This is a genomic window from Enterobacter cloacae complex sp. HYC042_NIDB (assembly GCF_056673315.1).
In genome coordinates, this window is the sequence record NZ_CP109650.1 from 629,129 (window position 1) to 643,466 (window position 14,338).

General features: G+C 57.4%; 11 protein-coding genes. 9 read left to right on the top strand and 2 right to left on the bottom strand.

All coding sequences use genetic code 11. The features are described 5' to 3' along the window. Positions 1-23: 23 nt before the first annotated feature. The 8 genes from hflX to rlmB all read left to right on the top strand — a co-directional run bounded on the left by hflX (position 24) and on the right by rlmB (position 9,196). Positions 24-1,304 carry a ribosome rescue GTPase HflX gene (gene hflX, locus OKF39_RS03020; RefSeq protein WP_023331851.1) on the top strand — a complete coding sequence of 427 codons (1,281 nt, stop codon included), beginning with the start codon at positions 24-26 and terminating at the stop codon, positions 1,302-1,304. Positions 1,305-1,360: 56 nt separating this feature from the next. Then, the gene (gene hflK, locus OKF39_RS03025; RefSeq protein WP_028015254.1) at positions 1,361-2,620 is read left to right on the top strand and encodes an FtsH protease activity modulator HflK; all 1,260 of its coding nucleotides are present in this window, start codon (positions 1,361-1,363) and stop codon (positions 2,618-2,620) included. A 2-nt stretch (positions 2,621-2,622) separates the two neighbouring features. Continuing rightward, positions 2,623-3,627 (top strand): protease modulator HflC, encoded by a 1,005-nt coding sequence (hflC, locus tag OKF39_RS03030; RefSeq protein WP_028015255.1) that lies wholly within the window; start codon positions 2,623-2,625, stop codon positions 3,625-3,627. Between the two features lie 71 nt (positions 3,628-3,698). Continuing rightward, complete coding sequence (locus tag OKF39_RS03035) at positions 3,699-3,896, top strand: DUF2065 domain-containing protein (RefSeq protein WP_003855996.1); 198 nt, start codon at positions 3,699-3,701, stop codon at positions 3,894-3,896. A 104-nt stretch (positions 3,897-4,000) separates the two neighbouring features. Continuing rightward, a complete protein-coding gene (locus OKF39_RS03040) occupies positions 4,001-5,299 on the top strand; it encodes an adenylosuccinate synthase (protein ID WP_006178975.1) in 1,299 nt (432 codons plus the stop codon). A gap of 192 nt (positions 5,300-5,491) precedes the next feature. After that, on the top strand, positions 5,492-5,917 hold the full coding sequence (gene nsrR / locus OKF39_RS03045) for a nitric oxide-sensing transcriptional repressor NsrR (RefSeq protein ID WP_028015256.1): 426 nt from the start codon (positions 5,492-5,494) through the stop codon (positions 5,915-5,917). 38 nt (positions 5,918-5,955) lie between these two features. Continuing rightward, the gene (gene rnr, locus OKF39_RS03050; RefSeq protein WP_047364108.1) at positions 5,956-8,397 is read left to right on the top strand and encodes a ribonuclease R; all 2,442 of its coding nucleotides are present in this window, start codon (positions 5,956-5,958) and stop codon (positions 8,395-8,397) included. A gap of 64 nt (positions 8,398-8,461) precedes the next feature. Then, positions 8,462-9,196 (top strand): 23S rRNA (guanosine(2251)-2'-O)-methyltransferase RlmB, encoded by a 735-nt coding sequence (gene rlmB, locus OKF39_RS03055; RefSeq protein WP_028015258.1) that lies wholly within the window; start codon positions 8,462-8,464, stop codon positions 9,194-9,196. Positions 9,197-9,286: 90 nt separating this feature from the next. On the opposite strand, the gene OKF39_RS03060 is transcribed toward rlmB, so the two are convergent. Beyond that, on the bottom strand, positions 9,287-10,561 hold the full coding sequence (locus OKF39_RS03060; protein ID WP_479983456.1) for an MFS transporter: 1,275 nt from the start codon (positions 10,559-10,561) through the stop codon (positions 9,287-9,289). A gap of 194 nt (positions 10,562-10,755) precedes the next feature. Between OKF39_RS03060 and OKF39_RS03065 the strand changes: the two genes are divergently transcribed. Then, positions 10,756-12,378: an isovaleryl-CoA dehydrogenase gene (locus OKF39_RS03065; RefSeq protein ID WP_041911485.1), complete on the top strand. Its 1,623-nt coding sequence runs from the start codon at positions 10,756-10,758 to the stop codon at positions 12,376-12,378. Here the strand turns inward: OKF39_RS03065 and OKF39_RS03070 are convergent. After that, positions 12,375-14,306, bottom strand: a complete 1,932-nt coding sequence (locus tag OKF39_RS03070) for a methyl-accepting chemotaxis protein (protein WP_047366979.1) — start codon at positions 14,304-14,306, stop codon at positions 12,375-12,377. The genes OKF39_RS03065 and OKF39_RS03070 overlap by 4 nt on opposite strands. Positions 14,307-14,338: the final 32 nt, after the last annotated feature.

Sequence of the window (14,338 nt, forward strand, 5' to 3'; positions counted from 1 at the left end):
GATCTTTTTAGAGAGGTTTACGCTTGTTTGACCGTTATGATGCCGGTGAGCAGGCGGTGCTGGTACACATCTATTTTTCGCAAGACAAAGATATGGAAGACCTCCAGGAGTTTGAATCTCTGGTCTCTTCCGCCGGTGTCGAAGCAATGCAGGTGATTACCGGTAGCCGTAAAGCGCCGCACCCAAAGTATTTTGTTGGTGAAGGTAAAGCAGTAGAAATTGCGGATGCCGTAAAAGCAACCGGCGCGTCAGTCGTGTTGTTTGATCATGCGCTGTCTCCAGCCCAGGAGCGCAACCTGGAAGCTCTCTGCGAATGCCGTGTTATCGATCGCACGGGATTGATTTTAGACATTTTTGCTCAGCGTGCCCGTACCCACGAGGGGAAACTGCAGGTTGAGCTGGCGCAGTTGCGCCATCTGGCGACGCGTCTGGTGCGTGGCTGGACCCACCTTGAAAGACAAAAAGGCGGGATTGGTTTGCGCGGTCCGGGTGAAACCCAGCTCGAAACCGACCGCCGTTTGCTGCGTGGCCGTATTACCCAGATCCTCTCACGTCTGGAACGTGTCGAGAAACAGCGTGAACAGGGGCGTCGGGCGCGAACCAAAGCCGACATCCCCACGGTGTCGCTGGTGGGCTATACCAACGCCGGTAAATCCACCCTGTTTAACCAGATAACCGAGGCCCAGGTGTATGCCGCAGACCAGCTGTTTGCGACCCTGGACCCGACGCTGCGCCGCATTGACGTTGCAGACGTGGGTGAAACAGTGCTGGCGGATACCGTAGGGTTTATCCGCCATCTGCCGCACGATCTGGTGGCGGCGTTTAAGGCGACGTTGCAGGAGACGCGTCAGGCGACCCTGCTGCTGCACGTGATTGATGCGGCTGACGTACGCGTGCAGGAGAACATCGACGCGGTGAACGTGGTGCTGGAAGAAATTGACGCCCACGAAATTCCCACCCTGTTGGTGATGAATAAGATCGATATGCTGGAGGATTTCGAACCGCGTATCGACCGTGATGAAGAGAACAAACCGATTCGGGTCTGGCTTTCTGCTCAGGCCGGAATCGGTGTGCCACTGCTTTTCCAGGCTTTGACAGAACGTCTTTCCGGTGAGGTAGCTCAGCACACGCTGCGACTGCCGCCACAGGAAGGCAGGCTGCGCAGCCGGTTTTATCAGCTTCAGGCGATAGAAAAAGAGTGGATGGAGGATGACGGCAGCGTGGGGATGCAGGTGCGTATGCCGATCGTTGACTGGCGTCGCCTCTGTAAACAAGAACCTGCGCTGGCGGACTATATCGTCTGATCAGAAAGGGGAAGCCTGAAAAATTCGCCCTTGCATAACAAATATGGAGCATATACATGGCGTGGAATCAGCCCGGTAATAACGGACAAGACCGCGACCCGTGGGGAAGCAGCAATAATCAAGGCGGCAACTCTGGGGGAAATGGCAACAAAGGTGGTCGCGAGCAGGGGCCGCCGGATCTGGATGATATCTTCCGCAAGCTGAGCAAAAAGCTTGGTGGCCTTGGCGGAGGAAAAGGTTCTGGCTCGGGTGGCAGTTCCAGCCAGGGGCCGCGCCCGCAATTAGGTGGCCGCCTGGTGGGCATCGTTGCTGCCGGGCTGGTGATCGTCTGGGCAGCCAGCGGGTTCTACACCATTAAAGAAGCAGAACGCGGCGTGGTCACCCGTTTCGGTAAGTTCAGCCATCTGGTTGAGCCGGGCCTGAACTGGAAGCCGACCTTCATTGATGACGTGACCGCAGTTAACGTGGAGTCCGTCCGTGAACTGGCCGCCTCCGGCGTGATGCTGACGTCTGACGAGAACGTGGTGCGCGTCGAGATGAACGTGCAGTACCGCGTGACCGACCCTGAGCGTTATCTGTTTAGCGTGACCAGTGCCGATGACAGCCTGCGTCAGGCGACCGACAGCGCCCTGCGTGGTGTGATCGGCAAATACACCATGGACCGCATCCTGACCGAAGGTCGTACCGTTATTCGTAGCGATACCCAGCGCGAGCTGGAAGAGACGATTCGTCCGTACAACATGGGTATCACCCTGCTGGACGTCAACTTCCAGGCTGCACGTCCGCCGGAAGAGGTGAAGGCCGCGTTTGACGATGCGATTGCTGCCCGTGAAAACGAACAGCAGTACATCCGTGAAGCAGAAGCGTACACCAACGAAGTTCAGCCGCGTGCTAACGGTCAGGCGCAGCGTATTCTGGAAGAGGCGCGTGCGTATAAGACCCAGACCATCCTGGAAGCTCAGGGTGAAGTGGCTCGCTTCGCGCGCATCCTGCCGGAATACAAAGCCGCCCCGGAAATTACCCGCGAGCGTCTGTATATCGAGACTATGGAAAAAGTGCTGAGCCACACCCGCAAAGTGCTGGTTAACGACAGCAAAGGCGGAAACCTGATGGTTCTGCCGCTGGATCAGATGCTGAAAGGCGGTTCTGCACCGGCAGCGAAAGACACCAGCGGAGCGAACAACCTGCTGCGTCTGCCGCCAGCCTCATCAGGCAGCTCCAGCGCGAACACAACGCCTTCTTCGAACGATGGTGACATTATGGACCAACGCCGTGCTAACGCGCAGCGTAACGACTACCAGCGTCAGGGGGAATAAGGATGCGTAAGTCAGTTATTGCGATCATCGTCATCGTACTGGTCGTGCTGTATACCTCGATCTTTGTGGTGAAAGAGGGTGAGCGTGGGATCAAGTTCCAGTTCAGCAGCGTCGTGCGTGATGGCGACAAACGTCCGGTGATTTACGAGCCGGGTCTGCACTTCAAGGTGCCGTTCATTCAGTCTGTGAAAACGCTCGATGCACGTATCCAGACCATGGATAACCAGGCTGACCGTTTCGTGACTAAAGAGAAGAAAGACCTGATCGTTGATTCTTACATCAAATGGCGCATCAGCGATTTCAGCCGTTACTTCCTGGCAACGGGCGGCGGTGACGTGTCTCAGGCAGAAGTGCTGCTGAAACGTAAGTTCTCTGACCGTCTGCGTTCTGAAATTGGTCGTCTTGATGTGAAAGACATCGTGACCGACTCCCGCGGTCGTCTGACCCTGGAAGTGCGCGATGCGCTGAACTCCGGTACAGCGGGCACCGAAGACGAAGTGGCAACGCCAGCAGCGGATGACGCGATTGCTAAAGCGGCCGAACGCGTTCAGGCTGAAACCAACGGTAAAGTGCCGGTGATCAACCCGAACAGTATGGCGGCGCTGGGTATCGAAGTGGTTGACGTGCGTATCAAGCAGATCAACCTGCCAGCGGAAGTGTCCGAGGCGATCTACAACCGTATGCGCGCCGAGCGTGAAGCGGTTGCCCGTCGTCATCGCTCCCAGGGTCAGGAAGAGGCTGAAAAACTGCGTGCGGCAGCGGACTATGAAGTGACCAAGACGCTGGCGGAATCAGAGCGTCAGGGCCGTATCCTGCGCGGTGAAGGCGATGCGGAAGCGGCGAAGCTGTTTGCCGATGCATTCAGCCAGGATCCAGACTTCTACGCCTTTATCCGTAGCCTGCGCGCTTACGAGAATAGCTTTAAGAGCAACCAGGATGTAATGGTGCTCAGCCCGGACAGCGATTTCTTCCGTTATATGAAGACGCCGACCAACGCAACGCGATAAACTCAGGCTCGTTTGAGTATTCAAACCACCGCTCCCAACGGAGCGGTGGTTTTCTTTTATAAGGATGAAAAATGAATTCAACGATCTGGCTCGCGCTGGCCCTGGTTCTGGTGCTGGAAGGTCTCGGCCCGATGCTCTATCCGCGCGCATGGCGTCGTATGATCGCGACCATGAGCCAGCTACCGGATAATATTTTGCGTCGTTTCGGCGGTGGTCTTGTGGTTGCCGGTATCGTTATCTACTACATGTTGAGGAAAACGATTGGCTGATCAAAAACTAGCCGCAATTGGCGTATTTTAAGGTCAAAAAGTGCTGTATATCTGAAAAAGCGATGGTAGAATCCATTTTTAAGCAAACGGTGATTTTGAAAAAAATGGGTAACAACGTCGTCGTACTGGGCACCCAATGGGGTGACGAAGGTAAAGGGAAGATTGTCGATCTTCTGACTGAACGGGCTAAATATGTTGTACGCTACCAGGGCGGTCACAACGCAGGCCATACTCTCGTAATCAACGGTGAAAAAACCGTCCTCCATCTTATTCCATCAGGCATTCTTCGCGAAAACGTCACCAGCATCATCGGTAACGGCGTTGTGCTGTCTCCTGCTGCGCTGATGAAAGAGATGAAAGGTCTGGAAGACCGTGGTATCCCTGTTCGTGAGCGTCTGCTGCTCTCCGAAGCCTGCCCGCTGATCCTGGACTATCACGTGGCGCTGGACGTGGCGCGTGAAAAAGCGCGTGGCGCGAAAGCGATTGGCACCACCGGTCGTGGTATCGGCCCGGCTTACGAAGATAAAGTTGCACGTCGCGGTCTGCGCGTCGGTGACCTCTTCGACAAAGCGACCTTCGCTGAAAAACTGAAAGAAGTGATGGAATATCACAACTTCCAGCTGGTGAACTTCTACAAAGCTGACGCTGTTGACTACCAGAAAGTGCTGGATGACGTCATGGCGATTGCAGACATTCTGACCGGTATGGTTGTTGATGTGTCCGATCTGCTGGACCAGGCGCGCAAGCGTGGCGATTTCGTCATGTTCGAAGGTGCGCAGGGTACGCTGCTGGACATCGACCACGGTACCTATCCGTACGTCACCTCCTCGAACACCACCGCGGGTGGCGTGGCGACCGGCTCTGGCCTGGGTCCACGTTATGTGGATTACGTTCTGGGCATCATCAAAGCGTACTCTACTCGCGTAGGTGCGGGTCCATTCCCTACCGAACTGTTTGATGAAACCGGCGAGTTCCTGTGCAAGCAGGGTAACGAGTTTGGCGCGACCACCGGTCGTCGTCGTCGTACCGGCTGGCTCGATGCGGTTGCCGTGCGTCGCGCAGTGCAGATCAACTCCCTGTCTGGCTTCTGCCTGACCAAGCTGGACGTGCTGGACGGCCTGAAAGAAGTGAAAATCTGCGTAGGCTACCGTATGCCAGATGGCCGCGAAGTGACCACCACGCCGCTGGCTGCTGACGACTGGGAAGGCATTGAGCCAATCTACGAAACTATGCCGGGCTGGTCTGAGACCACCTTCGGTGTGAAAGAGCGTAGCGGCCTGCCGCAGGCGGCGCTGGATTACATCAAGCGCATTGAAGAACTGACCGAAGTGCCGATCGATATTATTTCTACCGGCCCGGATCGTACTGAAACGATGATCCTGCGCGACCCGTTCGACGCATAATCTTCGTGACTGCTGGCCTGCGGGGAGACCCGTAGGCCGGATAAGCGTAGCGCCAACCGGCGACCGCTCCTGGATCTCCGCTTTTTCGCCCCGTCTGTCAAATAAATTAGCCGCTAACTATCTGGCTGGTTTATCATCATTAAAGAATATCTCTGCGGTTTAACCGCGTTTTCCCTTTTTCCTGAGGTTGATGTGCAGTTAACAAGTTTCACCGATTACGGCTTACGCGCGCTGATTTACATGGCGTCGTTACCCGAAGGGAAGATGACCAGTATCTCTGAAGTGACAGAGGTATACGGTGTATCCCGTAATCATATGGTCAAAATAATCAATCAACTTAGCCGTGCCGGATACGTTGCTGCCGTCCGCGGGAAGAATGGAGGGATCCGTCTTGGTAAACCGGCACAGAGTATTCGTATCGGGGATGTGGTACGCGAGCTGGAGCCCTTGTCTCTGGTGAACTGCAGCAGCGCGTTCTGCCACATTACGCCCGCTTGCCGCCTGAAACAGGCGCTTTCTAAGGCCGTGCAAAGTTTTCTCAAGGAACTGGATAACTACACGCTGGCCGATTTGGTTGAAGAGAATCAACCGCTTTATAAATTATTGCTGGTGGAATGAAGAAAATTTCCACCGGAGCTGACAACGGAGGAACCGACATGTCACAAGATCCTTTCCAGGAACGCGAAGCCGAAAAATACGCGAATCCTATCCCCAGCCGCGAGTTCATCATTGAACACTTAACAAAACGCGAAAAACCCGCCAATCGTGAAGAACTTGCCGTTGAATTAAATATTGAAGGTGAAGAGCAAATTGAAGCCCTTCGCCGCCGCCTGCGCGCGATGGAGCGTGACGGGCAACTGGTCTTTACCCGCCGCCAGTGCTACGCGCTGCCGGAACGCCTCGATCTGCTGAAAGGGACCGTCATTGGTCACCGCGATGGCTTTGGCTTCCTGCGCGTGGAAGGCCGTAAGGACGACCTTTACCTCTCATCCGAACAGATGAAAATGTGCATTCACGGCGACCAGATCCTGGCGCAGCCGCTGGGTGCAGACCGTAAAGGCCGCCGCGAAGCGCGCGTGGTTCGCGTGCTGGTGCCAAAAACCAGCCAGATTGTGGGCCGCTACTTTACCGATGCGGGCGTAGGCTTCGTGGTGCCTGACGACAGCCGTCTGAGCTTCGATATTCTGATCCCACCTGAAGAGGTGATGGGCGCGCGTATGGGCTTTGTGGTGGTGGTTGAACTCACCCAGCGTCCGACCCGTCGCACCAAAGCGGTCGGTAAAATCGTCGAAGTGCTGGGCGATAACATGGGCACCGGCATGGCCGTCGATATGGCGCTGCGTACCCATGAAATTCCGTACGTCTGGCCGAAAGCGGTCGAAGAGCAGATCGAAAACCTGCGCGAAGAAGTACCGGAAGAGTCCAAAGCGGGCCGTGTGGATCTCCGCTCCCTGCCGCTGGTCACCATTGATGGTGAAGACGCCCGCGACTTCGATGATGCCGTGTACTGCGAGAAAAAACGCGGCGGCGGATGGCGTCTGTGGGTGGCCATTGCTGACGTAAGCTATTACGTGCGTCCGCACACGCCGCTGGATAACGAAGCGCGCAGCCGCGGTACCTCGGTCTACTTCCCGTCGCAGGTGGTACCGATGCTGCCGGAAGTGCTCTCCAACGGCCTGTGCTCCCTGAACCCGCAGGTTGACCGTCTCTGTATGGTATGTGAGATGACTATCTCCACCAAAGGGCGCTTAACGGGCTACAAATTCTACGAAGCGGTAATGAGCTCGCACGCGCGTCTGACCTATACCAAGGTCTGGCATATGCTGCAGGGCGACCAGGACCTTCGCGAGCAGTACGCACCGCTGGTTAAACACATTGAAGAGCTGCATAACCTCTACAAAACGCTGGAGCAGGCGCGCGAAGAGCGCGGCGGGATCTCCTTTGAGAGCGAAGAAGCGAAGTTTATCTTCAACGCCGAGCGCCGCATTGAGCGTATCGAACAGACCCAGCGTAACGATGCGCACAAGCTGATCGAAGAGTGTATGATTCTGGCGAATATCTCGGCGGCACGCTTCGTTGAGAAAGCCAAAGAGCCTGCGCTGTTCCGTATTCACGATAAGCCGACCACGGAAGCCATTACGTCGTTCCGCTCCGTGCTGGCTGAGCTCGGCCTGGAGCTGCCTGGCGGTAATAAGCCTGAGCCACGCGATTACGCTGAACTGCTGGAATCCATTAGCGACCGTCCTGACGCAGAAATGCTGCAGACGATGCTGCTGCGCTCCATGAAGCAGGCGATTTACGATCCGGAAAACCGGGGGCACTTCGGCCTGGCGCTGCAGTCTTACGCGCACTTTACCTCGCCGATCCGTCGCTATCCGGATCTGTCACTGCACCGCGCGATCAAGTATCTGCTGGCGCAGGAGCAGGGCCACAAAGGCAACACGACCGAAACCGGCGGCTATCACTACTCCATGGACGAAGTGCTGCAACTGGGTCAGCACTGTTCCATGACCGAGCGCCGTGCGGATGAAGCGACGCGCGACGTGGCGGACTGGCTGAAGTGTGACTTTATGCTGGATCAGGTGGGCAACGTCTTTAAGGGCGTGATTGCCAGCGTGACCGGCTTTGGGTTCTTCGTTCGTCTGGATGAGCTGTTTATCGACGGTCTGGTGCACGTCTCCAGCCTGGATAACGACTACTACCGCTTCGACCAGGTCGGCCAGCGTCTGATTGGCGAATCAGGCGGCCAGACCTACCGTCTGGGCGATCGCGTGGAAGTGAAGGTCGAAGCCGTGAATATGGACGACCGTAAAATCGACTTCAGCCTGATCTCCAGCGAGCGCGCGCCGCGTAACGTCGGTAAAACCGAGCGTGAAAGGGCGAAAAAAGGCGGAAACGGCAAAGCGAGCGGTAAACGTCGCCAGGCGGGCAAAAAGGTAAACTTCGAGCCGGACAGCGCGTTCCGCGGCGAGAAGAAACAGAAGCCAAAGGCGGCGAAGAAAGAGGCTCGCTCAGCGAAAAAGCCTTCCGCGAAGACGCAGAAAATCGCTGCCGCGACAAAAGCGAAGCGCGCAGCCAAGAAAAAGCAGGCGGAATAATTCTCCCCTCACCCTGACCCTCTCCCAACCGGGAGAGGGGAAATACTTATTACGAGAACCATCAATGAGTGAAATGATTTACGGCATCCATGCGGTGCAGGCCCTTCTCGAGCGCGCACCGGAGCGTTTTCAGGAAGTGTTTATTCTGAAAGGTCGTGAAGACAAACGTCTGATGCCGCTGATCCACGCGCTGGAAGCGCAGGGCGTGGTGATTCAGCTGGCGAACCGCCAGTTCCTGGATGAGAAAAGCGAAGGCGCGGTGCACCAGGGGATCATTGCCCGCGTGAAGCCGGGCCGTCAGTATCAGGAAAACGATCTGCCGGATCTGATTGCTGAGCTGGAGAATCCGTTCTTCCTGATCCTCGATGGCGTCACCGATCCACATAACCTCGGCGCGTGCCTGCGCAGCGCGGATGCGGCGGGCGTGCACGCGGTGATCGTACCGAAAGATCGCTCTGCCCAACTGAACGCGACGGCGAAGAAAGTGGCCTGCGGCGCGGCGGAAAACGTTCCGCTGATCCGCGTGACCAACCTGGCGCGCACCATGCGTCTGCTGCAGGAAGAGAATATCTGGATCGTCGGTACCGCGGGCGAAGCGGATCATACTCTGTATCAGAGCAAAATGACCGGCCGTCTGGCGCTGGTGATGGGGGCGGAAGGCGAAGGCATGCGTCGCCTGACCCGCGAGCACTGCGATGAGCTGATCAGCATCCCGATGGCGGGCAGCGTGTCGTCTCTGAACGTTTCCGTTGCAACGGGTATCTGCCTGTTTGAAGCGGTGCGCCAGCGCGGAGAATAAACAGCAAGGCCGTCCAAAGGACGGCCTTTAGTGTTTTCTCCCTCTCCCCGTGGGAGAGGGCCGGGGTGAGGGCACCAGACGGTGACAATCTCACTCCTCTAACGACCGTAAATGGTCATCCTTCCTGAGCGTCATCAGCGCGAAAATACTCACCACCGCCGTTGCCATCACGTAATAGGCCGGAATGTCCAGGTTGCCCGTCTGCTTAATCAGCCCGGTAATGATTAACCCCGCACAGCCCGAAAAAATCGCATTTGATAACGAATAGGCCAGCCCAAGTCCCGTATAGCGCACGCGCGTTGGGAACATCTCAGACAGCATCGCCGGGCCCGGCCCCGCCAGCATGCCCACCAGACCGCCCGCAATCAGCACCACAATCGCTTTGACCGCCATCGTACTGGACTCCGCCTGCAAAATTTTCAGCAGCGGCAGGGCGAGGATCAGCAGGAGCACGGTGGCCATAATCATCACCGTTCGCCGCCCGATCCTGTCGCTCAGCATTCCCGACGGAATGATGGTGAGCGCAAACCCAATGTTAGAAATCACCGCTATCAGCAGCGCCTGATTAAACCCGGTGTGCAGCGCAGACTGCAGATAGGTCGGCATGATCACGAGGTAGGTATACCCCGCCGCGGACCAGACCATCACGCGGCCAATGCCCATCAGGATGGTTTTGAGCGTGGCGGAAGTACTGGCCTGAGCAATGACCGCTTTTTCCTTCTGCTGCACAAAGCTCGGCGTCTCTTCCATGCTCACCCGCAGCCACAGCGCGACCACGCCCATCGGCAGAGCAAGGAAGAACGGAATGCGCCAGCCCCAGTCGTGCAGGGCTTCAGGCGTGAGGAGGGTAGAGAGCAGCGCGACAATACCTGCGCCCGCTAACAGCCCGAGCGCCACGGTAAAGGACTGCCACGCGCCGTACAGACCGCGCCTGCCGCGCGGGGCGAATTCCGTCATCAGTGAGACCGCACCGCCGTACTCGCCGCCCGCGAACAGGCCCTGCAGGATGCGCAGCAGCGTAACGATCAGCGGCGCAGCAATGCCGATGCTGGCGTAGACGGGCACGATGCCGATGGCCGTGGTGGCGAGCGTCATTAGCACCAGCACAATAATCAGCGTCGGTTTTCGGCCTATCCTGTCACCAATGCGGCCAAATACCACCGCACCCAGCGGACGGAAGAAGAAGGCAATGGCAAACGAGGCCCAGGTGAGGATCAGACTGGTCAGTCCCGCCTCTCCCTCAAGCTGGAAGAAGTTCTTCGCAATCACGGTCGCCAGAAAACCGTAGACCGCAAACTCATACCATTCGATAAAGTTACCAATGGAGCCTGCAATTAATGCTCGCTTGTGCGCATCCTGTTGCATAACGATCCTCACAAAGACGGGTTAAGAATAAATTATTCAACATAAGCGAAGTAATGAAATAGTTTATTCTTATGTTCTGTGAGCTATTTCACGAATGATATCAGCGGGATCGCCATCGTGTGACCTCACTCCCATGCAGCGTTCATACGGTCTGTCCATACTTACCTTCATTGCCACTGAAGGAGGGAGACAGCATGCACTGGCAGACCCATACCGTTTTTAATCAACCAGCCCCACTCTCTAACAGCAACCTTTTCCTCTCTGACTGCGCCCTGCGCGACGCGGTTGCGCGCGAGGGTGCCGAGTGGGATATGGATCTTCTTGCCAGCATCGGACAGCAGTTAGGCACGGCGGAGTCGCTGGAGCTGGGCAGGCTGGCGAACGTGAATCCGCCGGAGCTATTACGCTACGACCCCACGGGTGAGCGGCTGGATGACGTTCGCTTTCATCCGGCATGGCACCTGCTGATGCAGGGGCTCTGCGCTAACCGGGTACATAATCTGGCATGGGAAGAAGAGGCACGAAAAGGGTCTTTCGTCGCCAGGGCCGCGCGCTTCGTGCTCCATGCTCAGGTAGAAGCGGGGACGTTATGCCCGGTGACCATGACCTTCGCCGCCACGCCGCTGTTGCAGCAGTCGCTGCCCAAACCGTTTCATGAATGGTTAACGCCGCTGATGAGCGACCGTTACGATCCCCATCTCGCGCCGGGTGGGCAAAAGCGCGGCCTGCTGATCGGCATGGGAATGACGGAAAAGCAGGGCGGCTCGGACGTGCTCAGCAACACCACCAGAGCGGAAAAATGCAGCGACGGCAGCTACCGACTGGTGGGCCACAAGTGGTTTTTCTCCGTGCCGCAGAGCGATGCGCATCTGGTGCTGGCGCAGGCGAAAGGCGGTTTGTCCTGCTTCTTTGTCCCGCGTTTCTTACCCGACGGACAGCGCAACGCCGTACGGCTGGAACGTCTGAAAGACAAGCTCGGCAACCGCTCGAACGCCAGCAGCGAGGCGGAGTTCCTCGATGCCTCCGGCTGGCTGCTGGGTGAAGAGGGAGAAGGCGTGCGGCAAATCCTGAAGATGGGCGGGCTGACGCGCTTCGACTGTGCGCTGGGCAGCCACGGGCTAATGCGCCGGGCGCTTTCCGTGGCGCTGTACCACGCCCATCAGCGTCAGACCTTCGGCAAAAATCTTATCGATCAGCCGCTAATGCGTGAAGTGCTAAGCCGTATGGCGCTTGTGCTGGAGGGACACACGGCGCTGTTGTTCCGTCTGGCACGAGCGTGGGATAACCGCACCGACCCGCAGGAGGCCGCCTGGGCGCGGCTTTTTACCCCGGCCGCAAAATTCAGTGTGTGCAAAGCGGGCATTCCGTTCGTGGCGGAGGCGATGGAGGCACTCGGCGGGGTCGGGTACTGCGAGGAGAATGAACTTCCACGCCTGTATCGCGAGATGCCGGTGAATAGCATCTGGGAAGGATCGGGCAATATCATGTGCCTGGACGTGCTGCGGGTGCTGGCGAAGCAGTCAGGTATCCACGACCTGCTTGCCGACGAGTTTGCCCAGGTCAAAGGACAGGACAGACACTTTGACCGCAGCTGGCGGCAGCTTCAGCAAAAGCTGCGTAAACCGCAGGAGGCGCAGGGGAGGGAGATCGCTCAGCAGCTCTTTTTGCTGGGGGCCGGCAGCCAGATGCTGCGGCACGCATCGCCGCCCGTGGCGCAGGCGTGGTGCCGCATGATGCTGGATACCCGTGGCGGTACGCTCATGAATGAGCAGGTGCAAAGCGATCTGCTGCTGCGCGCCACGGGCAGGGTTGGCTAGCGTTTAAGCTGGAACAGGCTGACCAGTTGGGTAAGGTGTGACCCTTTCTCGCGCAGCGTGCGTGCGGTTTGCTCGCTGCGTGAGATGCGATCGGCATTGATATGCGACGCTTCGCCAATGTGGGTCATGGCAAGATTGACCTGGCCGATCCCCGCGGACTGCTCGCGTGACGCGTGGTTAATCTCCGTGACCAGCTGGCTGATGTTGTCGATATGAACGATGATGGAATCCATCGCCAGACGCGTCTGTTCAGACAGCGCGTGGCCTTCGCCCACTTTTCGCAGGGTATCGCCAATCAGATGTTCAATCTCCTTCACCGCGTTGGCGCTTCGACCTGCCAGGGCGCGAACTTCTTGCGCGACCACGGCAAAACCTTTTCCATGCTCGCCTGCGCGTGCCGCTTCTACCGCCGCATTCAGCGCCAGAATATTAGTCTGGAACGCGATGGACTCGATCACGCGGGTGATGTCTTCGATACGTTTTGACGCTTCGCGAATGTCGTCCATGGTGGCAACCGCATGGGTCACCGTTTCACCACCCTGATGAACCGCGCGCGAGGTTTCACCTACCAGTTGCTGCGTTTGCTCCATGTTGGCGGCATTTTGCTGCACGGTCGCGGCCAGTTGCTCCATGCTGGCGGAGGTCTCCTCAACGCTGCTGGCCTGCTTGTTGATCTGCTCGGAGATGTCTCCGGTATCGGAGGCCAGCGCATTGGTGCCCAGATGGATCTCGCCCGCGGCCTCGCGGACCTGCAGGACAATTTTTTGTAGCCCATCGCCGATACCGTTAATGGCTTCAACCAGCTGGCCAACCTCGTCCTGGCGGGTCACGGGCAGGCTGGAGCGTAGATCGCCCGCGGCATACTGGCGGGCAAGGTCAATCACGTTACGCAGCGGACGGGTCAGCATCCGGCGAATAAGTATCACAAACAGGCCCGCGAAGAGGACAGACAACGCTACGCCGGCCAGCAGGAAACGGTCGCGCATAGCGTTAACGCTTGAGAGCAGGACTGATTTATCCACTTCACCGACGATGGTCCAGTTCCAGCCGGGCAGCGGCGTATAGGCCATTTTCAGCGTGCGACCGTCGTCGCTTACGCGTTCCAGCGAGCCTGAGGAATCGCTCAACAGCTGCTGTTGGGTGGCGCTATCCCACTTCGGCAGTTTTCCCTCTTCGCTGGCGTGGAACAGATACTGACCGCGCGTTTTGCCGTTGCTGCGGTCCAGCACGAAAAAGTGCCCGCTCTCGCCCAGGCGGCGGTTGAGGATTTTCTCGCGCATGACATTCCAGGAGTGAGTGATATCCACCCCAACGAAGATGATCCCGATAACCTGACCTTCACTGTTCTTCACGGGCTGGTACTGGGTTATGTAGCGCTTGCCAAACAGGAGCGCCAGGCCGCGGTACACCTCGCCTTTCGTGACGGAGGCAAACGCCGGGCTGCTCGTGTCCAGAACCGTCCCCATAGCGCGATCGCCATTCTCTTTGCGCAGGGAGGTGGCAACGCGAATGAAGTCGTTACCGCTGCGAACAAACAGCGTTGAGATCGCTCCCGTACGGCTCAGAAAATCATCAGAAAACGTTGTATTTTCATGGAGTTCAGCGTCGCCACCTTTCAGCAGGGGAACGGCGAGCCCGTTTATGGTCCGGGTCTGCTGAGTATCGACGCTAAACGGCTGGGGCAGAAATGTCGTAAACAGTCTGGTGTAGCTTTCGACTTCTTCGCTCAGGCTGGTATTAAACATCTGCACCATGTCGACCATACCGGTGGACTGATTATGCAGATCTTCTACCGCGAGGGCTTCAAGCTGCTGGCTGGCTTTTTGGCTGAGCAGGAAAGTGAAAAGCAGAAACAGCGTGGCGACACTGACGCCTGTCAGCAGCGACAGCTTTGTTCCAAGGCCCGCACGGCGGAAAACATTGATCATAAATTGCTCATCATTGAAAAGGTATGGTTCTT